Annotated in this window: 19 protein-coding genes and 3 pseudogenes; 11 read left to right on the top strand and 11 right to left on the bottom strand. The window is 62.2% G+C overall.

Annotation, left to right across the window (positions count from 1 at the left end):
* The first annotated feature begins 36 nt into the window (after positions 1-36).
* Both NKI25_RS25965 and NKI25_RS25960 read left to right on the top strand, forming a co-directional pair.
* Positions 37-1,464: a multicopper oxidase family protein gene (locus NKI25_RS25965; RefSeq protein ID WP_352708044.1), complete on the top strand. Its 1,428-nt coding sequence runs from the start codon at positions 37-39 to the stop codon at positions 1,462-1,464.
* A gap of 38 nt (positions 1,465-1,502) precedes the next feature.
* Positions 1,503-3,929, top strand: coding sequence for a heavy metal translocating P-type ATPase (locus tag NKI25_RS25960; protein ID WP_352999735.1), 2,427 nt, complete (start codon positions 1,503-1,505; stop codon positions 3,927-3,929).
* Between the two features lie 273 nt (positions 3,930-4,202).
* Here NKI25_RS25960 and NKI25_RS25955 read toward each other — a convergent pair.
* Positions 4,203-4,499 (bottom strand): annotated as a pseudogene (locus NKI25_RS25955) (ABC transporter permease); the annotation flags it as partial.
* A 73-nt stretch (positions 4,500-4,572) separates the two neighbouring features.
* On the opposite strand from NKI25_RS25955, the gene NKI25_RS25950 reads away from it, so the two are divergent.
* The gene (locus NKI25_RS25950; RefSeq protein WP_352784672.1) at positions 4,573-4,875 is read left to right on the top strand and encodes a hypothetical protein; all 303 of its coding nucleotides are present in this window, start codon (positions 4,573-4,575) and stop codon (positions 4,873-4,875) included.
* Between the two features lie 4 nt (positions 4,876-4,879).
* On the opposite strand, the gene NKI25_RS25945 is transcribed toward NKI25_RS25950, so the two are convergent.
* Positions 4,880-5,887 (bottom strand): alpha/beta fold hydrolase, encoded by a 1,008-nt coding sequence (locus NKI25_RS25945; protein WP_352623706.1) that lies wholly within the window; start codon positions 5,885-5,887, stop codon positions 4,880-4,882.
* 487 nt (positions 5,888-6,374) lie between these two features.
* On the opposite strand from NKI25_RS25945, the gene NKI25_RS25940 reads away from it, so the two are divergent.
* The 3 genes and pseudogenes from NKI25_RS25940 (at position 6,375) to NKI25_RS25930 (ending at position 8,235) form a co-directional block, all read left to right on the top strand.
* Complete coding sequence (locus tag NKI25_RS25940; protein ID WP_352786116.1) at positions 6,375-6,575, top strand: hypothetical protein; 201 nt, start codon at positions 6,375-6,377, stop codon at positions 6,573-6,575.
* Positions 6,576-7,113: 538 nt separating this feature from the next.
* A pseudogene (locus NKI25_RS36535) lies at positions 7,114-7,308 on the top strand (phosphoribosyltransferase family protein); the annotation flags it as partial.
* Between the two features lie 588 nt (positions 7,309-7,896).
* Complete coding sequence (locus tag NKI25_RS25930) at positions 7,897-8,235, top strand: hypothetical protein (RefSeq protein ID WP_352623701.1); 339 nt, start codon at positions 7,897-7,899, stop codon at positions 8,233-8,235.
* A 222-nt stretch (positions 8,236-8,457) separates the two neighbouring features.
* On the opposite strand, the gene NKI25_RS25925 is transcribed toward NKI25_RS25930, so the two are convergent.
* The 4 genes from NKI25_RS25925 to NKI25_RS25910 form a co-directional block, all read right to left on the bottom strand.
* Positions 8,458-9,171: a HoxN/HupN/NixA family nickel/cobalt transporter gene (locus NKI25_RS25925; RefSeq protein WP_352786113.1), complete on the bottom strand. Its 714-nt coding sequence runs from the start codon at positions 9,169-9,171 to the stop codon at positions 8,458-8,460.
* Between the two features lie 16 nt (positions 9,172-9,187).
* Positions 9,188-9,832: a DUF1007 family protein gene (locus tag NKI25_RS25920; protein ID WP_352623700.1), complete on the bottom strand. Its 645-nt coding sequence runs from the start codon at positions 9,830-9,832 to the stop codon at positions 9,188-9,190.
* Positions 9,833-9,919: 87 nt separating this feature from the next.
* The gene (locus tag NKI25_RS25915; protein ID WP_352784680.1) at positions 9,920-10,447 is read right to left on the bottom strand and encodes a hypothetical protein; all 528 of its coding nucleotides are present in this window, start codon (positions 10,445-10,447) and stop codon (positions 9,920-9,922) included.
* A 137-nt stretch (positions 10,448-10,584) separates the two neighbouring features.
* Complete coding sequence (locus tag NKI25_RS25910; RefSeq protein WP_352623774.1) at positions 10,585-11,187, bottom strand: class I SAM-dependent methyltransferase; 603 nt, start codon at positions 11,185-11,187, stop codon at positions 10,585-10,587.
* A gap of 10 nt (positions 11,188-11,197) precedes the next feature.
* Here NKI25_RS25910 and NKI25_RS25905 point away from each other — a divergent pair, with 10 nt between their 5' ends.
* Both NKI25_RS25905 and NKI25_RS25900 read left to right on the top strand, forming a co-directional pair.
* The gene (locus NKI25_RS25905) at positions 11,198-11,557 is read left to right on the top strand and encodes a hypothetical protein (protein ID WP_352784683.1); all 360 of its coding nucleotides are present in this window, start codon (positions 11,198-11,200) and stop codon (positions 11,555-11,557) included.
* Between the two features lie 175 nt (positions 11,558-11,732).
* Positions 11,733-12,137: a TetR/AcrR family transcriptional regulator gene (locus tag NKI25_RS25900; protein WP_352623695.1), complete on the top strand. Its 405-nt coding sequence runs from the start codon at positions 11,733-11,735 to the stop codon at positions 12,135-12,137.
* On the opposite strand, the pseudogene NKI25_RS25895 reads toward NKI25_RS25900, so the two are convergent.
* Together NKI25_RS25895 and NKI25_RS25890 are read right to left on the bottom strand one after the other, a co-directional pair.
* Positions 12,058-13,003, bottom strand: a pseudogene (locus NKI25_RS25895) (chromate transporter). The gene NKI25_RS25900 and the pseudogene NKI25_RS25895 overlap by 80 nt on opposite strands.
* Positions 13,000-13,977 (bottom strand): chromate resistance protein ChrB domain-containing protein, encoded by a 978-nt coding sequence (locus NKI25_RS25890; protein WP_352999733.1) that lies wholly within the window; start codon positions 13,975-13,977, stop codon positions 13,000-13,002. The pseudogene NKI25_RS25895 and the gene NKI25_RS25890 overlap by 4 nt, the downstream one beginning before the upstream one ends.
* Before the next feature lie 111 nt (positions 13,978-14,088).
* Here NKI25_RS25890 and NKI25_RS25885 point away from each other — a divergent pair, with 111 nt between their 5' ends.
* The 3 genes from NKI25_RS25885 to NKI25_RS25875 are packed head-to-tail and all read left to right on the top strand — an operon-like array spanning position 14,089 to position 16,444.
* Positions 14,089-15,063, top strand: a complete 975-nt coding sequence (locus NKI25_RS25885; protein WP_352623692.1) for a Fe-Mn family superoxide dismutase — start codon at positions 14,089-14,091, stop codon at positions 15,061-15,063.
* On the top strand, positions 15,060-15,530 hold the full coding sequence (locus NKI25_RS25880; RefSeq protein WP_352623691.1) for a chromate resistance protein ChrB domain-containing protein: 471 nt from the start codon (positions 15,060-15,062) through the stop codon (positions 15,528-15,530). The genes NKI25_RS25885 and NKI25_RS25880 overlap by 4 nt, the downstream gene beginning before the upstream one ends.
* 38 nt (positions 15,531-15,568) lie before the next feature.
* Positions 15,569-16,444, top strand: coding sequence for a DUF1259 domain-containing protein (locus tag NKI25_RS25875; RefSeq protein ID WP_352999731.1), 876 nt, complete (start codon positions 15,569-15,571; stop codon positions 16,442-16,444).
* A gap of 77 nt (positions 16,445-16,521) precedes the next feature.
* Here NKI25_RS25875 and NKI25_RS25870 read toward each other — a convergent pair whose 3' ends face one another.
* Genes NKI25_RS25870 through NKI25_RS25860 form a run of 3 tightly spaced genes read right to left on the bottom strand, consistent with a single transcriptional unit; the run spans position 16,522 to position 19,678 of the window.
* Positions 16,522-16,962, bottom strand: a complete 441-nt coding sequence (locus tag NKI25_RS25870; protein ID WP_352623688.1) for a YqaA family protein — start codon at positions 16,960-16,962, stop codon at positions 16,522-16,524.
* A 9-nt stretch (positions 16,963-16,971) separates the two neighbouring features.
* Entirely contained in the window at positions 16,972-18,294 is a 1,323-nt protein-coding gene (locus NKI25_RS25865; protein WP_352623686.1) for an MFS transporter, read from the bottom strand.
* A 55-nt stretch (positions 18,295-18,349) separates the two neighbouring features.
* Entirely contained in the window at positions 18,350-19,678 is a 1,329-nt protein-coding gene (locus NKI25_RS25860; protein WP_352786104.1) for a cation diffusion facilitator family transporter, read from the bottom strand.
* Positions 19,679-19,690: the final 12 nt, after the last annotated feature.

Genomic DNA, 19,690 nt, shown 5'->3' with positions numbered 1-19,690 from the left:
CAAGAAAAATCTGAACTCGAAAACGAAGGAACGATTATGAAACGTCGAGATATCCTGAAGGGCGCAGTTGCAGGCGCCGCAGCTTTTGCGATCCCATCATCGTTGCTCGCTGCAGCCTCCGCCAGCCAGTCAGAAGGCCAGATGCTTGGCATCTCACGCCGCACGATCGAGGTGAATGGCAAGGCCGCAAGTGTCTTTGGCTTGCGAGGGGCCGAGGGTGCGCCCGGCCTGCGCTTTCGCGCCGGCGATGGCTTCAATGTCCTGCTTCGAAACGAGACTCCCGAGCCGACAATCATACATTGGCATGGGTTGACGACGCCGTGGCCGAGCGACGGCGTCGCCGACGCGCCACTGCCGCTCATTGGCGCTCGAGCCGATCGCAGTTTCGATTTTCCGGTCGGCGAGCCCGGCACCTTCTGGATGCACGCCCACACCCTGCAGGAACAGCTGCTGCTTGCTGCTCCGCTCATCGTCACCGATCCCAAGGACGATGCGAGGGATGAGCAGGAGGTCGTCATCCTGCTTCACGATTTCTCGTTCTCATCGCCGGAGGAACTGCTGGCCCGGCTGCAGAGTAAGAATACTGGCGGTTCCATGCCGATGGACGGCATGGCCATGTCGGGTGGCGCCGGCAACACCATGGCAGGGATGAACGATGGCGGCATGGCGACCGATATCAACGACATCGATTATGACGCCTATCTGGCCAATGACCGGTCCCTGAACGATCCCGAGATCGTGGAGGTCGAACGAGGCGGACGCGTGCGGGTGCGGATCATCAATGGCGCCACGGCGACCGCTTTCACGATGGACCTCGGCGAGCTTGAAGGCGACTTGATCGCGGTCGACGGTCAGCCTGTCGAGCCGGTCAGGGGCCGGCGGTTTCCGATGACAATGGGACAGCGCATCGACGTGCGCCTGCAGTTGCCGCGCGAACTCAACTCCTTTCCGATCCTGGCGCTGCGCGAGGGAAGCAAGGAGCAGACGGGAATTGTCCTGCGTCCGGCGGGAGCGGCGGTGGCCAAGATCGGGCCGGCGGCTGATGTCGATGCTCCGGTTCTCGACCTGGCGCTCGAGGCGCAGCTTCGGGCAATGTCGCCGCTTGCATCACGCTCTGCCGAAAAGACGTTCGAAATGGCGCTGACCGGCGATATGGCTGCCTATCGCTGGGGCCTCGAAACCAACGCTCCGCTTCTCGTGGACAGGGGCGATCGCGTCGAGGTCACGCTGCGCAACGACACCATGATGGCCCACCCGATGCATCTTCACGGCCATCATTTCCAGGTGGTCGCGATTGATGGGCAGCGCTTTCAGGGCGCAGTTCGCGACACCGTGCTGGTGCCGCCGATGCGCTCGGTCACCATTGCCGTGGACGCCGGCAATCCCGGCAAATGGGCATTCCATTGTCACCACCTCTACCACATGGCGAGCGGCATGATGTCGACCTTTGCCTATCGAAGCTGAGGCACGCAGCAGCGCGAATGCCGGCACGGAGAACGACGATGAAAAAGGTCAATCTGGAAGTGCGCGACCTTGTCGGCATGATGGATTTCGCAGCGGTCGAAAAACGTCTGGCGGCTCTGCCAGGCGTCGCCGGTGTTGCCATGAACGCGGGGTCTACGACCGCGACCGTCGAATTCGACGAAGGACGGACGAGCCCCGGGGCCCTTGCCAGGGACATCGAGGCCTGCGGCTTCCATTGCCGTGGCGAGTCCGTGCCGCGGCATCTGTGCATTCCCGATAGCACGACCATTCCGCCCGGGCATCCGCGGGGGACGTCCGGGCAGGCCGGGCATGATCATGCGGGGCACGCCACCATGATCGAACCAAGTGCAGCGGGCCTCAGGACGGCTGCGGCCAAGATGCCGCACGACGCCATGGCCCATGAGATGGGACACGGCGCCGGCATGGACATGCAGGGCATGGTCAAGGACATGCGCAACCGGTTCTTCATCAGCTTGGTCTTCGCGCTGCCGATTTTCGCCATGGAGCCGATGGGCCTGGGCGAGCCCTGGCTGCGTCCGCCCTTCGGCCTCAGCGAAGACCTTGCGATGTTCTTCCTCGCCAGCGCCGCGATCCTCTATCCCGTCTGGCCTTTCCTGGTTGCCGCCTGGCGTGCCCTGCGCAACCGCGTCCTCAACATGGCCGTGTTGGTGGTGCTGAGCGTCGGCACTGGTTACCTGTTCAGCGTCGGCGCGACTTTCTTCTTCGAGGGGCAGCAGTTCTACGAGGCCGCGAGCGTGCTGCTCGTGTTCATCCTGCTTGGCCACTGGCTCGAGATGCGTGCCCGCGCCGGGGCCTCGGCCGCGATCAGGGCCCTGCTCGACCTTGCTCCACCCAAGGCCTCCATCTTCCGCGAGGGCAAGGAGGTCGAGGTTGCAACCGCCGAGGTCGTGCTCGGCGACATAGTAGTCCTCCGGCCTGGCAACAAGCTTCCGGTCGACGGCGAGGTGATCGAAGGCACCTCGACGATCGATGAATCGATGCTGACCGGAGAGTCGATGCCGGTGACCAAGAAGGTCGGGGACAAGGTCATCGGCGCCACGATCAACAAGAGCGGGACGCTGCGCTACCGCTCTACCAAGGTCGGCGCCGACACGGCCCTGGCCCAGATCGTCAAGCTGGTCCAGGAGGCCCAGAATTCGAAGGCGCCGGCGCAACTGCTGGCCGATCGCGCCTCGCAATGGCTGGTGCTCGCCGCGATCCTCATCGGCCTTGCGACCTTCGCCGTCTGGTTCTGGTGGCTCGGCCAGCCTCTGCTGTTCGCGATGACCTTGACCATAACCGTCTTCGTCATCGCCTGTCCCGATGCGCTCGGCCTCGCCACGCCCATGGCCGTCATGGTCGGCACTGGCCTTGGCGCTACAAACGGGATCCTCTTCAAGAATGCAGCCGCTCTCGAGGAGGCGACCAAGCTCAACGTAATCGTCTTCGACAAGACCGGCACGCTCACCATGGGGCAGCCCAAGGTCGTCGAAATCGTCCCGGCTGCCGGCGTTTCGCCCGACGAGGTTCTGCAGGTCGCAGCTGCCGTGGATCAAGGGTCGGATCACCCGCTTGCCGTTGCCATCGGCGAGCAGGCCAAGGGTATGAAGCTTCCCAAGGTCTCGGGCTTCCTCAATATCGAGGGCAAGGGTGCCAGCGCCGCCATTGGCAGAGCCAAGGTTTTCCTTGGCAACCGGCGACTTATGGAAGAGCAGAAGATCGATCTTCTGGCGCTTGGCGTCAGGGCCGAGACGCTCAAGGGCGAAGGCCGCACCGTCATCCATGTTGCACGGTCCGGCAAGCTGCTCGGGCTGATCGCGATCGCCGATACGCCGCGCCCGACAGCCATCGCAACGATTGCCAAACTGCACGAGCAGGGCGTTCGCGTGGCCATGCTCACGGGTGACAACGCCGGCACCGCCAAGCGCATCGCGGACATGCTCGGCATCGACATTGTCCTCGCCGACGTGTTGCCGGGCCAGAAGGCCGAAAAGATCAAGGAACTGCAGGGACAGGGCCTGAAGGTCGGCATGGTCGGAGATGGCGTCAATGACGCGCCGGCTCTGACACAGAGTGACGTGGGGTTCGCCATTGGTGCGGGCACCGACGTCGCCATCGAAAGCGCTGATATCGTGCTGATGAAGAGTGATCCTTACGATGTGGTCGGTGCGATGACACTCTCGCGTGCCACGCTGCGCAAGATGCACCAGAACCTGTGGTGGGCGGTGGGCTACAATCTCATTGCCTTCCCGATCGCGGCAGGCGTGTTCTACCCGTTCCTTTTGAGCCCCGAGCTTGCGGCGCTGGCAATGTCGGGCAGTTCTGCGCTTGTGGCCGTCAATGCGCTTTTGCTCAAGCGGACGAGGCTTGAGGGCATCCGTCCTGCCACCACATCGAGGGCCGAGGGGGTCGCACATGAGCACCCTAGAGGCGCACAGGCATGAGTGTGTCGATGCGGGCTGGCTTGCCTACGTCGCGATGGGTCCTGAGCGCCCTTCTCGGCCTTTGTCGTTGCGCTCGGCTACTGGATTGTCTTGCCGGTCCTGCCGATGATGATCGAGCGGCTTGCCGGCTCGGCAGACCCGACATTCATGCGCCGCAGATCGGCTTCTTGACCGCTGCCGAATCGTATGGCTGGTCCAGAAGGGCAATCATGCTCGCAAGCAGGTAACAGCCAAGGTGAGCATGCCGATCAGGACGGCATTCCACGTTAGTTATCCCAGCGCCTTCATGAGCCCGATCTGCTCGCGCTCCAGTGCAACGAGCCGGCTAAGTGTGAGATTGACCAGAAATGCCGACACCAAAAGGAAAATCGGTGGCAGCGTCCGGCTCATGTTGTTGAGCATATCGAGTTCGTGGTTCAGCCAGGCGTGCGAAGTGTGGTCCTTCCGGCCATAGGCCGCTCGGCCGCCATAGCGCTCGAGCATCGCGTCGAGGCGCATCATGACCTCACTCTCGGACGCGCCCCGCAGCAACTTCAACGAAACGGACGAGAACGCATCATCGAGGTCATAGGGGCGCGAATTGACGATTGTCGGGATCGCGCTGTCGCCCGAGTTCATCTATGCAGTCGGACCAAGCGATATCATGCCGGACGACCGCCGCTTCGGCCTCATCTGGATGTCGGAAAAAGCGCTCGCCAGCGTCCCTCTTGCCGGCAGCGTCCTGAAGATCATTCAGGAGAGCGAAGGAGTGGTCCAGGCGGGTGCACCGCTGATCGAAACAAGGCAGGGAGGCGGCGACGGACCACGGAGCGAGCGTGCCACGTCCTGGTCCTTCCACGCTCCAGTGGATGGGCATCGAACGCCGGTTCGAGAGCTACGTCGTGATGCGCTGTCCCTCTTCTGCCACCATTCCATCGATCGGGGACAACAACGACGCGATCTGTGAGGCGCTACTGCCCCCGAGCGGGTCTTGTCTGACTGTCCGGGCTCTCGGATGACGGGATCCGGCCGGCGCCAGCTAGGAACATGCGGACTGCCATGCGAACCTCCTGCTGTCGTCCGACAAGAAGATGTCCTCCAGTGTCGTAGATGACCAGCTTGGCACCCGGGATCTTGGCTGCAGCGAACTCAGCTGCCGGCAGGGTGTTAAACAGATCGTCGCGCGCAGAAATAATGATCATCGGCGCAGTGATTACTTCCAGCGGCAGTTCATGCAAGGCGGGGGTGCTGTCGATGTTGATCCCGGCGAAGCGCAGCGACAGCGGCTCGACACTCTCGACGATGCTCATGACGCGGTCCTGTTCGGCCGGAAGCGCAGCCGCAACCAGCGTCGGCGGAACGCCGAGGAAACGAACGAGCACTGACGGCGCGATCTTCTCAGCGGCCCACCAGGCGAAGTCGCCGCCGGCATTGACGGCCCAGAATGCGAACCTGTTGCCGCGGCTCGCTTCGATCGACACCGGACTGGTGGGCGAATAAAGGCCTGGGACGATCAGAACGAGAGCGGTGACCTTGTCCGGATGCCGGAGTGCCAGCTCGACCGCAGAACGCGCGCCTGCCGAAACGCCGACGACTATCGCTTCGGGAATGCCCAGTTTGGACAGCAACGCCGCGTGCGCATCGGCCTGCGCGGCTGGAGAGGTATCCTGCGGAACGGGGGTGCGCAGATACCCGAAGCGCGACGGCGCGATGATCCGAAAGCCCTCGCCCACAAGATCAGCCGCATTGGCAAGCCCTTGGTCAAAGCCGCCACCGGCCCCGTGGATCGATAGAAGCGCAGGACCCACTCCATTGTCGACGTATTCGATCGGACCTGCGTCGAGTTTAGCGACCACACTGCCTCGGCTGGCGGCGTTGCGTATACGGCTCAGCTGGGTTTCGTAAGCTAAGAAGGTCACAAAGACCGCGGCCGCGAGGGCGACAAATATGGCCAGCAGGAAACCACCAATTTGCCACATAAAAAAAGCTCCACAAAGCACGACCGAATATTAGCCTGTCTGGCTTGGAGGCAAGTTGATTTTCCCTGCTTCAAGTCGGATGCTGTGAACTTTGGATACGAAGACGGTCGAATATCGCCAAGACTTCTCCGGGTTGTGCATCGTTAATCCCAAAAGCCATCGACTCGCCCAACAGGCGTGAGCAGCAGGCCCTTGTACAGCAATGACCGGAGCCGCTGCCTCTTACGTGAGGCTGACGCAGTCGAGAGGTTCGCCCGCCCGCTGATCATCGTCCTCAATTGATGCGCATCAAAGCCAGTTGAATGCAGCCCTGGTACTTCGACACAAGCAGTCGGAAAGGGTGTTGGGCGGCTACGCTCACAACCGCTGCCGTGAATGGGTGTTAGCCGCTCCCTCCTAAAACAGGGGGCGATCAGCCGATTGCTTCGAACTGGCGCGACAGCGAAGCGTCGATGACAGCACCAATGCCAAGCAACGGGAGTTCGGGATGGCGAAGAGAACAGACAATATCGAGGTTGGCATGGATGTGGCTGTGAGGTGCCGCGTCCTCGAGACTTGGCAGGATGATCTAGGGGATCAGTGGGCGACCGTGCTGATTGAGGGCTATGACCTTCCGGTCACGCTGAAGGCTGTCCACTTCTTCCCGTTGGACGACCACGACCAGCACTTGCCAGCGGCTCGTCCCTGAGTTTCACCCCGGACCCGGCCAGCATCCACGTGAGGCGGTTAGTCGAGGCAAAGCCCCGATAGAGCCTCCAGTCCAGCCAGTCGCGCGATCAGACACATCACAGAGGCGCTGGACTTCGATGGTTGCTTGAAGATCTGCTGAAGGATTTGAAGGCCCGTCTTGTGATCGGAACTTGCTGGATTGAATACATGTCGGCGCGGTTGCCCCGACTCCAACACGGAAGTTCCACCCCTCGTGGACTGCTTGACCGACATGGGTCCAGCCAAATTGATCCGGCTCAATGCGACAGTCTTCCCGTCGGCCAGAATGGCAAGCCAGATTGAAGGATCTCCGCATGACCCACACTTCATTTCGAGCGCTGGACTTATCGGGGGAGCCCGTGGCGGAACGAAAAAGAGCGGCTTCCTCATTTGCGTCCGGAATAGCTTTGGGCGCAAGCTTGGCGTCGATATCACCAAGGCGATCGAAGCGGCTTGCCCGCCACGTATTGTCTGGCGAAGTGGTCCACCTCCGACACCTCTGGCCGGTGGGTTGAACGATGTTCCACGATCGTCGGGAGGCGGGGCAGAGGCTTGCCATCGAGCTGATGAAACTCCAGTTGCACCAACCTGTCATTCTGGCCCTGCCGCGCGGTGGCGTTCCTGTTGCCGCTGAAGTGGCCAAAGTCCTGAAGGCGCCGCTTGACCTCATCATCGTGCGCAAGGTGGGCGCGCCGGGCAATTGCGAGTTTTCAAGAAAAGCTGGCAACTGCGCCGCCGGATATTTCAATAATCGTTCTCTCGGCCGATATTCTCCAAAGCTGTCAACCTCGCACTTTTGGTTCTCAGGTATAGAGGTGAACAATTTCAATGGTTTCGTGATAGCGGGACCATGCGAAGTTTAGCAGGTCATTCGCTAGGCGATACGAATATGGCCCTCTTGGGCAGTCCCGGCCTGCGAAGGTGAAATGGCCGCGACGGGCCAGCATCGGCCATTGCTGAGCAGATACATTTAATGTCGTGTGCGGGGCCGAAAGCGGTCTGACAGGTTTCGAAAGTAATCGGCGATAGCCGCCCTGCTTCCACGCTAAGCCAGTTAGCCCCTTGCGCCATACCGCGGATTCTCAGATGCATGGGCTAGAGCGATTCCGCCTAGGAGTGGTGGCTTATGAAAATTCGGTATGCCGACGTCGAAATGAGCCAGGTGGACGTCCTCTTCCGCGACCGGGTCAGGGAGCGATCTCGACAACTTTCTGGTTGAGGAGCTCTTCGCATCCCCGGCCTTCCTTACATGGATGGTGTCGAAGCTTGGGAACTCCTTTTCGGCGCCGATGAGCCAACACGTGTTGCTGCAGAAGTCGCCGCCCCGCGAGAACGATCGCCGTCAGACCGACGTGCGGATCGGCTGGTTCGACGATGATCAGACGCTCCGGGCCTGCGTCTTAATCGAAAGCAAGGTCACGGCTGATTTCCAAGCCGGTCAGGCGCAGGCGTATGCTGCAGAACTGGCGGTTCTGCGCGAGCGCCTTGGAAGGAAGGTAGCCACTGCGCTCCTCGTCGCGCCAGCGGCCCGGCTGGCAACGCTCGCCCACAATGGTTCGTTCAAAGGCAGGCGGCTGCCTATACCACAATTATTACAACTGTTCCCACGAAACGCCCTCCCCGCTAGGTACGGCAATTAGGCTGCCGATCACGAGCAGCGTTCCCCCGTCGCCCATGCGCGGTTGGGCATCTACCCAATGCCTCAAAAGGATCGTCAACAATCCGGCCGCCACAGCCAAGACTATCATGGCAACAATTTTGCTCCAGTCGCTCAATTTGGCCTCCCAGCTCGTTCGGCGTGTCTCGCGCTCTGCGCTCCGGGGACCAGCCCTTGGTGCGCCACTTTGATCCAGCTCATGGCTTCAGGCCAACGCTATCTGCCAAAGAGCGACGCCAGCAAGTACCAGCCCTGCAACGCCTTCGATGCTTCGAGAGATCGCATCAAACAACCGCGGCCGGCTCTCAAAAAAATGTACCAGCCGTTCGCGAAACAGGATCGACAGAACGGCGACTGTGGATAGTGTCAGCGCCACCCCGGCCATCATGGTGAGGGCAAACAGGATGCCCGCGACCGGAACGCCCCTGGAGATGGCGAAGGTCATCACGAACAGCGTGAGCGGGCACGGGATCAGGCCGGCCATGATGCCGACCGCCTCGCCTTCATGCTTGTGGTGGTGGCCGTGCCTTAATGCGCGCCCTATCATCCACAGGCCGATCAGACCGAGCAGCCCGCGGCTGACGTCCTCGAGCAGCGGCGCGCGGCCGACGCTGCCGAGGGCGATCGAGACTAGCGGCAGGGAGAGGACGGCAATTACCACGGCAATCGTCACGTGGGTGACGGATAAAGTAGTCGATACGAGAAGGCCGCGCGAGACCTTCGCATCCGATCCGGCGAGATAGGTCGCCAGCACCGCCTTACTGTGGCCTGGCGTCAGTGCGTGCGCGGCGCCGAAGAGCACGCCCATCGGCAGGAACGCCATGAACCCCAGCCAATCACCGCCGGCTGACAGCAACTTGATCTGCTCGGCAAGCGCCAGATAGATCGTGCGCTGGAATTCGACGAGGATCTGGAACATTGAGCGAGCCGATCCCTCACGCGCAAGTCAGTTCGAGGCGTGTGGCGAAAATCTTGCCGAGATCGGTGCCGGTCGGATCGCTGAAGAACGCATCTGTCAGACTTTTCTGGTTCTGCGCGATCGCCGTGTCCGGATCGGGACGCACGACGGCGCGTGCGCAGCCTTGCGGCAGGCCGGCCACCGCAAGTTTGTCGTCGTCGGTGAAATCAATCGCCGTGTAGAAAGTCGGATCATAGACGCCAATGCTGACCTTGCCGGCAAGCGGCAGTGTCTCTTTCGGCTGCGTCTCGAACTGGATGACGAGTTGATTGTTCTCATAACTGGTGACGAACCTGGCCGGCGGCGTCATCGCCACGTCCTCGCCATCCACTGTGACCATTTGAAAGTAATTGTACTCGGCAAGCGAGGCGTGGATGGTGAGAGCGGCGGCGTCGAGTTCCTTTGCCTCGAGCACGAGATCGGCGTTCTTGTCGAACTCCATCAGCACCGTCGAGGAAAAGAGCTCGTCGAACCGCCACAGATGCTTGAGCGACTTGACCGACTTGTCGGGGCCGACCGTCAGGTCCAGCCGCGCCTCTGCGAAAACGTGAGGATGGGCGCCAGCCGCAACGCTGGAAGCAAGCAGGAGCGCCGAGCCAAAAATCGTTCCGGTCAGTCGCATTTGCGCTGGCTTTTCGTTTGTCGTTTCACGCCAGCCGACTGATCTGGCAGCGCAAGCAGGCCAAATTGGGACGCGACCGGAAGCCTTTCAGTCATCGACGATCGAACTTGCAATGATGGCGTCCGGTGCGCCCCGAGCGGCCGGCGACGTCAAATGCACGAGTTGCTTGCGATTGCCCGCGATCAGTATGAACAGCCGGGAAACCTGCCTGCCCTTCCTCTCCTCGCCGATCTTCTCGGCGTCGGTGCGGTCAAAGAACCGCTTTTCAAATTCTGCGCGATCGACATCGAAGAGCTTGACCGAGCAGGTCTGGACGGACCTGCCGTCCATGGTCGCCCTGGTCACCGCGACCATCGTTCCGGCTGGTAGGTCCTTGCCGCCGACCTGCCATCCACGGAACTCTTTCATGGCAGCGACAGGAGCAAGTGCCTCGCCATCGGAGAGCGGCTTCCATCCACGGGTCTTTGCCAATGTCTCGGTTCGTTCGAAGTCTGGGCCGTGCGCCAGGCATGTTTCGTGGAAGGCATTGAGCGCCCGGTCGACGGTATCGGCATGCGCAAGCGGCGATGCCAACCACACGGCCGCGAGCGTCATGGAAAAGACGGGCTTGGGCATTCTTGGACCCGGGTATCGAAGCAGGCCGGTATAGCCAGTCCAGCAAGATAACGCCCGGGCGGCTGCGAACGCAACGCGGCCCAGCCCGCCCTGTCTTCTGGCAGCGTCCTCGGTCCGATCGCCCCCGCATGCGGCGATCAGCCAGGCTGGACCTTGTCGGTCGTTGCGCGAACATAGTTCAGGTTCATGGTCCCAACGGCGCCGATGTCGCTCACCTTGAACCCGCGCTGGGCCAATAGCGCGCCGACCGCATTCATGTCGATATGTCCATGCCGGTGGAGCCTCGGCATTCTGGATTCGCGTAGCGGCCTGCCGAAGTCGATCAGCAGCAGCCGGCCTCCGGGCTTCAGAACGCGCCCGGCTTCCCGGACGAAGGCCGATCGAACGGGCAGCGACAGATGGTGCAGCATGAGCGTGCCGATCACGATATCGAATTGCCCATCCTTGAAAGGAAGTTCCTGAGCAATCGCCTTGACGAAGGTCAGGTCGAGACCCGCCCGCGCAGCCTTGACGCGTGCCCTTTCGACCATCTCGGCCGAAGCGTCGACGCCCGTGACGCGACCATCCGTGCCGACAAGGGGCCTTGCGGCAATGGCAAGCGTGCCGGTTCCGCAGGCGACATCGAGCACGGCTTCGCCGGACTGGAGCGCTGCCAGGCGAAGCATAGAGTGGCGAAACCGGCCCTCGCGGCCGAAGGTCAGAACGCGCGCAAGCAGGTGATAGCCTGCCGCCCTGTGCAGGACGATGCCGATGCCCTTGACGCTGCCGGCATGCGCTCCGTTGCCGGCGGACCGCTTGTGGCGAAGTCCGCCCCAGCGCCACGGCCACGATCACTGCCAGAATGAGACCGTGGATCGTAGCCGTCCAGGCACCGGCATTGAGATAGCCGGCCCCGAATTGAAGCATCAGCAGGGAACCCGCGACCAGCGACAGTTTGACAACTACGGCAAGCGCGATAACGCCCTTGCGGGAATGCTGTGCGTCGCCGGCCCGATGACCAAATTGGTGCATGAATTTTTTGCCGCCTCTCTATTTCGGTGTGCTCAAATGATCATTCAGCTTCTGGACTTGGCGTATCATACTGGACACAGTGTCTGGAAAAGCTGTTGAGAGGCACCGGACCGCTGAATGTCCGGAACCGCACGCGGCAGGGCGCAGTGACCATGAAAATTGAGCGGACCGACGACAGGGGCACGATCGACCGGCGCGTCGCGCGCGCACGCGCGCCCTGCTGCAGGACGCGCTGATTGCCCTGATTCCCGAGCGCGGCTACGCGGCACTCACCGTGGAGGACATCTGCCAGAAGGCTGATGTCGGCAGGTCGACCTTCTACACCCATTACGCCGGCAAGGACCAACTGCGCGGTGCGACCCTGGAGGCGCATCTGCAGTCGCTGAACAGGCGCATGTCGGAAAGGGAGCAGGCAAACCGCCGCCTGTTCGAATTCAGCCTGCCGATGTTCGAGCACGCGCAGGCCTTCCAATCGGTGCACCACGCGCTGCTTTTGAGCAGCGGCGATACGATCCACGACCAGTTGCGCGAACGGATCCGACGCGCCGTGCGAACCGAACACACCTCCTGCATGCCAGTCGGGAGGCCGACTGCACAGCCTAGACCAAACCCGTGGCGACGCCGTAAAGAACACCCAATATCGAACAGGTCGCGAGGACCTGGATCATGCCGACCTTGAAACGGAATACCGCCAGCAGCGCGACGAGCGTCAGCACCAGCGACGGGATATTGATGGAGTTGAGCACCGGCACGTCTAGCGTCATGCCCAGCCAGCTCAAGTCATGCAGTTCGCGGAACAACACATGAAGCGCGAACCATACCGCCAGGTTTAGGATCACACCAACCACCGCTGCAGTGATGGCAGCCAGCGCTGCGGACAAGGCCTTGTTGCTGCGCATGGTCTCCATGAACGGCGCGCCTAGGAATATCCATAGGAAGCACGGGATGAAGGTTACCCACGTTGTCAGAAGACCGCCGAGTGTTCCGGCTACCAGCGGGGTAAGCACACCTGGCGCACGGTAGGCCCCCATGAAGCCGACGAATTGGGTGACCATGATGAGTGGACCAGGCGTAGTCTCGGCCATACCGAGACCGTCAAGCATCTCTCCTGGCTTCAGCCAGCCATAGTGCTCCACACCCTGCTGAGCGACATAGGCGAGGACTGCGTAGGCGCCGCCGAAGGTGACCATCGCCATCTTGGAGAAGAAGATCGCGATATCGGTGAAGACGTTGCCCTGCCCTAGGAATGCAAGCAGCGCGAGGACCGGGACCAGCCATAGCAAGCGCCTCAGGACCGGGCAGCAGCGTGCAGTAGTTGAGCGCATGCAGGAATCGGGTCTCGCCGATCCAGCGCTTTTCCTCGACGATGATCCGATGCATCATGGCGATCTGGCCCGCCGGCCCACCGAAACTGAGCATTGCCACACGAGCCCATACGCGCATGGCTGCAGCAAACGAAACGCCGTGGTCGTGAGTCCCGGCTGAAGAGGGCGTCGTCGCGACGGTCTGCTCCAGATTGGCCATTGCTTGCGTCCTTTCGGTCATCCGCGTTTCTTGCCGAAATACTGATAGAGGTTGTCGAAGACAGGAGCGCCCTGCGCGATCCGTTGCTCGTCGCTCTTGTTCGCCATGGCGATGCCGGCGATCAGGCTAGCAATGCCTGTCGCCTCTTCGCGACCGAACTTGTTGTCCTTGAGATCGATGTCATGGACGATCTCGGCGATGGCCTGCAGCGCCGGGTCGTTGATGGCGGCGCGGGCAAGCAGAACTTCGAAGCTGCAGCGATCGCCCTCATGCGTGATTTCGCCTTCAAACATGTCGAAGCGCAATTCCCCCTCCTTTGGCACGTATCCCTTGCCCGCCACGAAGCGGATGATCGCATCGGCGTCGATGAAACGACGGATCAGCCAGCTGCAAGCAATACGGTCGACATGCACGTCCCGGCGCGTGACCCAGATCCGGCCTTTGAGCTCGGCCGGGTCAGCCGCCTTCTTGGGCTCGTCGGTCATGCCGTCGTCCTTTGCAATCTGTGCCTCGAGTTCGGCGATCAAACCCTCGGCGGTGAGGCGAACGCTGGCGCCGAAAAAGTCGATCGTCACCACTTCAGCGAGCCGCTTGCGCAAGCGACCCAGTTGCGAACGTGCCTCGGCATCCTTTTCCGATGTCGCGTCGGCCCCAATCGCTGCAGCCAGTTCGCGCGCTTCCCCAGCGACCCCCGCATAGTCGGCATCACGGGCTGCGTCGAACAGCGCCCGCACCTGGGCGTCCGACAAACCATCGACGAGGCGCGCCTCGCACATCATGGCCTCGCCGCCGCCAGCGACGATCTCCTTCAGAAGCCATTCGAAATCCTCCTGCATCTCGGCATTGGCCGGCAGGGCATAAACGGTGCTTTTGACTGCGAGCGCGCCGATGCCTTGCAACCGTCGCCAAATTTTCACCCGGAAGTAGGCGGGCTTGCTTGGCAGTTGATGGATCAGAAGCAGCCAGCGCTGCTCCTGCGGTTGCCCCTCATTCATAAATGAAACCGTATCACGAACAAAGTGAAATGCAACACTTGTATCATTTTTCGTTTGAGCATAGCCTTCGCTTCCTCGCGGATGGGCCGTGCCGCCGAGCGAGAGAACCCGATGCCACACCGGATCATGCCGCTACCGTTCAAGCCGCCCAGGCTCGTCGGCTTGTCCGAACGGTTGTTGGCCAGCCACTACGAAAACAATTACGGAGGTGCCGTTCGCCGCCTCAACGCCATCGAACGGCGGCTCGACGAACTCGATTGGAGCACGGCGCCCGTCTTCGACATCAACGGGTTGAAGCGCGAGGAGTTGGTTGCCACCAATTCAGCGATCCTCCACGAAATCTATTTTGATGGGCTGGGTGGCACCGGCGATGCCGGTGGCGATCTCGCCGCCGCGCTGGAGCGCGACTTCGGCAGTGTAGCGAACTGGCGCGCCAGGTTCATGGCATGCGCAAAGGCGCAAGCCGGCGGTTCTGGATGGACCTTGCTGACCTGGTCGGAGCGTCGCGACCGGCTGACGATCCAATGGGCGGCGGACCACACCAACTGCCTCGCTGGCGGCATACCGATCCTCGCGCTCGACATGTACGAACACGCCTATCATCTCGATTTCGGCGCGAAGGCCGGTGCCTATGTAGACGCCTTCATGAAGAACATCCATTGGGATCGGGTCGCTCTCCGCCATCAGCGAGCGGTTGCGCAACGCGATCCCGCAGCTAGGGCTGAGTCGGTTGAAAGGATTCCGGCAGTCGGGCCGGAGGAGTTGCGCGCGCGCCTCGATCGGGGAGAAGATCTCGTTCTGCTCGACGTGTGCCTAGCCGAGGATCTGGCAAAGCGCAGCGATATGCTGCCGGGAGCCAAGGTCCGCGCACCCGAAAAGATTGCCGATTGGGCGGAGGAGGTGCCGAAAGACAGGCCGGTGATCGTCTATTGCCTCTATGGCTTCCAGGTCAGCGGCGACGCCGTCGCCGAACTGCGCCGCCGCGGCGTCTATGCAAGTGCACTTTCAGGCGGCGTCGCCGCCTGGCATGCGATCGGCGCGCCAACCGTCCCCCTGGTGATGAGCGAAGAAAGGATTTCATCATGAAATGGGTTACTCGCGAACGTCCGGTCATCGACCGCATTGCCTGCCCCTGGCTGATTGCGCGCTTCATCGACAAGGAGCCGGAGTTTCTCTTTGTGGCGCCGGATCAGGTGATCCATGTTGCCGAGGAAACCGGCGCGACGCCCTATGACGTGCCCGGCGTCGAGTTCACGCATGTCGGCGACGGCTGCAGCTTCGACACCTTCGTCTCGAAATATGGCCTCGAGCGCGACCCGGCGATCGTGACCATTGCCGCAATCGTGCGCGGTGCCGACACCGACCGGCACGATCTCACGCCACAGTCGGCAGGACTACTCGCGATCTCCATGGGTCTGCGTGATGTGACACCCGACGATCACGAGGTGCTGAAGCACGGCTTCGTCATCTATGACGCACTCTACGCCTGGGCCTCGCGCCGCAAAGCGGAGACCCACAGCTGGCCACCCGCGCCGAAGCCGGCGGCCGCATGACAGATCGGGCAATGGGGCAGATCACAAGGAGATATCCCATGCATGCAAAACTCATGATCGGTGCAATCTCGATTGCAATGTCAGCGTCGCTCCAGCCCGCCGCCGCGGCTCCCGATTGGCAAATGGTTGCAAAGACACTCGGCAAATCCGGAACCGAAATGCCTGATGGCGTCTACAGGGTCGGCCTGCCGCGAACCGACCTGAAGGTATCGCTTGACGGCGTAGCCGTTAAGCCTGGCTTTGCCCTTGGTGGCTGGGTCGCGTTCGAACCGATGGGAAACAAGGTCATGGTCATGGGTGATATCGTCCTGACGCAAGACGAAGTGAACCCCGTCATGAAGAAGCTTGAAGAAAGTGGCATCGAGATCACCGCGTTGCACAACCATCTGCTGCGCGCAGAACCGATGACCCTTTACATGCACGTCCTGGGTCAGGGTGATCCCGTGACGCTGGCGGCGGCTCTTCATGCCGGGCTGGCGCTGAGCAAGACGCCAATGGTGAATGCCACGCCCGCTGCGACACAGCCGCAGATCGCGTTCGACACGGCCGCCGTCGAGCAGGCCATCGGTCGCAAGGGCAAGGCCAACGGCGGCATCTACCAATTCACCATCGCGCGAGCCGAAACGATCACCGACGGCGGTATGACGGTTCCTGCGTCCATGGGCAGCGCCATAGGCATAAACTTCCAGCCAACCGGAGGGGACAAGGCTGCGATCACAGGCGATTTCGTCCTCATCGACCCCGTGCTGCGTGCTCTGCGCGAGAACGGCATCGAGGTAACGGCTTTGCATAGTCACATGCTGGATGAGCAGCCGCGACTCTTCTTCATGCACTTCTGGGCGAACGACGACGCCGTCAAGTTGGCGCGTGGCCTCAAGGCGGCTCTGGACAAGATGAACCTTGCCAATAGTTAGCCTGGAACCACACGGGGATGTGGATCAGAGGCGAGGCCGCATGCTGTGACCTTGCCCTGGCCTTCTCTGCCGACCTGTCAGATCACGTTCAGCGTGACGGCGGCAAGAATGAGATAGCGGCCGGCTTTCGCCATCGTGACGATCGCAACGAAACTCCAGAGCGGCTCGCGCAGCACTCCGGCCACCACCGTCAGCGGGTCGCCGATGACGGGGACCCAGCTCAGCAACAGGCTCCATCGTCCATAGCGGCGGTAGCGCGTCGCGGCGTGGTCGAGCGCGGCAGACTTAACTGGAAACCATTTGCAGTCGCGAAAGCGGTCGATGCCGCGGCCAAGCAGCCAGTTGACCACCGAGCCCAGCACGTTGCCGACGGTCGCGACGAGGATCAGCGCTGCCGGTGAGTGGCTGCCGGCCACCAGCAGGCCGGCCAGCACCGCTTCCGATTGCAGCGGCAACACGGTCGCGGCTGCGAACGCGGTTAGGAAAAGTCCGCCACAGGCGGCAAGGTCCCCGAGCATCGCAGCCGGTCAGCTCGCCTTTGGCCATTTTGGATGCTGATCGTCGACGACATAGCCATGCGAATGCTCGAACCCCGTTTCGGTCCATACGGCGTCCTCGAGATGCGAATGCCCATCGGGCAGATCGTCATGGGTGTGGGTGAGGACATCGGGATCATGACGCGGCCACAACCACATCGCTGCGAAGAGTGCGGCGGCGCCGATCACGCCAAGGAGGATGAAAGTGAAGGACAGGCCCATCGCGGCGCCGACGCGCCCGGCGATCGGATAAGTGATCAGCCAGCAGGCGTGCGAAAGCGCGAACTGCGCCGCAAACAGCGCCGGCCGGTCGACGGGATTGGCCGAGCGCTTGATAAGCCGTCCGGACGGCGTCTGCGCAAGTGAGTAGCCGAGCCCAAGCACAAACCAGAGCGGCAAAAGCAGCTCATAAGTGGAAGCGAGCGGACCGACGAACACGCCGGCGACCAGTATCCCCGCGCCCCAAAGCATCGCCACCCGGTCGGGGATGCTCTCCAGCAGCCTTGGCAGAACGAGAGCTGCAATCATTGAGCCACCGCCAAAGGCTGCAAGCGCAAGTGCCGTGTCGCTCTGGGAAAGCCCGAATTTCGCCTGCACCAGCACGACGGTGTTGACGATCACCATGGCGCTGGCGGCGGCGACGGCAAGGTTGAGCGCCAGAAGGCCGCGCAGTCTCGGCGTCGCCAGATAGATGCGGATGCCGCGCGTTGTGCGTTCATAGATGCCGCGCGGTTCAGACGGCTGCGGGCTTGGCAGCACCACGGACACGACCAGCACCGCGGATCCCAGGAAGCCGATCACCGCGCCAGCAAACAGGCTGTGGAAGCTGACAACGGAAAGCAGGGCCGCCGCCAGCATCGGACTGATGACGCTCTCCAGATCGTAGGCCAGCCGTGAAAGCGACAGCGCCCGCGTGTAGTCCTTCTCGTCGGGCAGCACGTCGGGGATCGACGCCTGGAACGTCGGCGTGAAGCCCGCTGAGGCCGCCTGCAGGACAAAAATCAATACATAGATCTGCCAGACCTCGGTGACGAAGGGCAGGAAGACGGCGACCGCGGCCCGCACCAGATCCAGCGATACAAGCATGGTGCGGCGCGGCAGGCGCTCGGCGAAAGCCGCCGCCACGGGCGCCACGCCGACATAGGCCATCATCTTGATCGCCAGCGCAGTGCCCAGCACGGCACCGGCATCGGCGCCGGCAAGATCATAGGCCAACAGCCCGAGCGCCACGGTAGCGAGGCCAGTGCCGATGAGCGCGATGACCTGCGCCAGAAACAGGTGCCGATACGTACGGTCGGCGAGGACTTCCAGCATGATGTCTGTCTTCTCGGGTGCTTGGGCAGCGCAAGGTGCCGCGCCAGTCGAGGGATCAGTGATGGTGGCCCTCCGGCTCAACCATCTTGAACGGCAGGATCTGTTCCCTGCCCTTCGCGGTTAGAATCAGCCTCGCCGCGAACTCATGCGGCTCGGCGGGGGCGACGCTGCTTTCGAGCCGGTGGTGATCGCCCGCGACGGGTCCGAGCGGCAGCGTCTCGGGTCCCCCGGGCCGGTCGATGATCACGGTTGCCCCGAGGTCGTCGGCATGGCTGTCGATGGTGAGACGCAGGCGCTCGCCTGCGGGCGTGTCGACGATTTCAAGCGTGCCGGTTGCCATATCGCAGGCGACCTTGAACGGGTCGGGTGCGTGGTGGGCATGGCCGGTATTTGCAGCCAAAGGTCCGCCCTCGCCTTCCAGGCGGATGTTCGCTTCCGAGAGGGCCGGCAGGTGGTCGAACAACTCCTCCCTCAGGGCATCGGTGATGCCGACCACTTCCTTCGCGGTCGCGGTGTCGGCCACCTTGATGGCGATGTCGGCATGAAGGCGATGGCCGATCCAGCGCGCCTGAACCAAGGCGACCCGCTCGATGCCCCGCACATGCCCGGCGGCATGATGGATCTCATCGACGATGCCGGGCTCGACGCCATCGAGCATGCGCGTAAGCACCGCCTTTGACGACTGCCAGACGATGGCGAAGATCGCCACCGTGATCAAAAGGCCGATGATCGGGTCGGCAAGCGGAAACCCGAGCCAAACGCCAATGGCCCCAAGCACCACCGCAAGGCTGGTGAAGCCGTCGGTGCGGGCATGATAGCCGTCGGCGATCAGCGCAGCACTGTTGATTTCGCGGCCGACGCGGATGCGGAACACGGCGACAGCCTCATTGCCAACGAAGCCGATCAGGCCGGCGGCCGCTACCCAGCCGAGGAAAGCGATGGGTTTGGGGTTGACCAATCTGTCGATCGCCTCATAGCCGGCGACGATGGCGCTGAACAGGATGATCAGGACGATAACGATGCCGGCCAGGTCCTCGACGCGGCCAAGGCCGTAGGTGAAGGTCTTGCTCGGCTTGCGCCTCGCCAGCATGAAGGCGATCCACAGCGGGATGGCGGTGACCGCGTCGCCGACATTGTGGATGGTGTCGGCAAGCAGCGCCACGCTACCCGAGAGGAATACGATGACCAGTTGCAGCACCGCTGTGATGGCTAGCAGGACGAACGCCCATTTGATCGCCCAGATGCCACGTGTGGTCGTCGCGATGGTGGGATCGACCACGCCGTGCGTGTGGCCGTGTCCGCCCTCGGCACGGTCATGGCCATGCCCGCCGAAGCCCTGGCTTCCAGGGCTGATGCCGAACCAATCGCGTATGCTGTCCATCATGGCGAGGCCTCA

Source organism: Mesorhizobium sp. M0808, from assembly GCF_040320025.1.
GTDB lineage: Bacteria > Pseudomonadota > Alphaproteobacteria > Rhizobiales > Rhizobiaceae > Mesorhizobium.
This window is presented reverse-complemented; position numbering and strand designations above follow the sequence as displayed.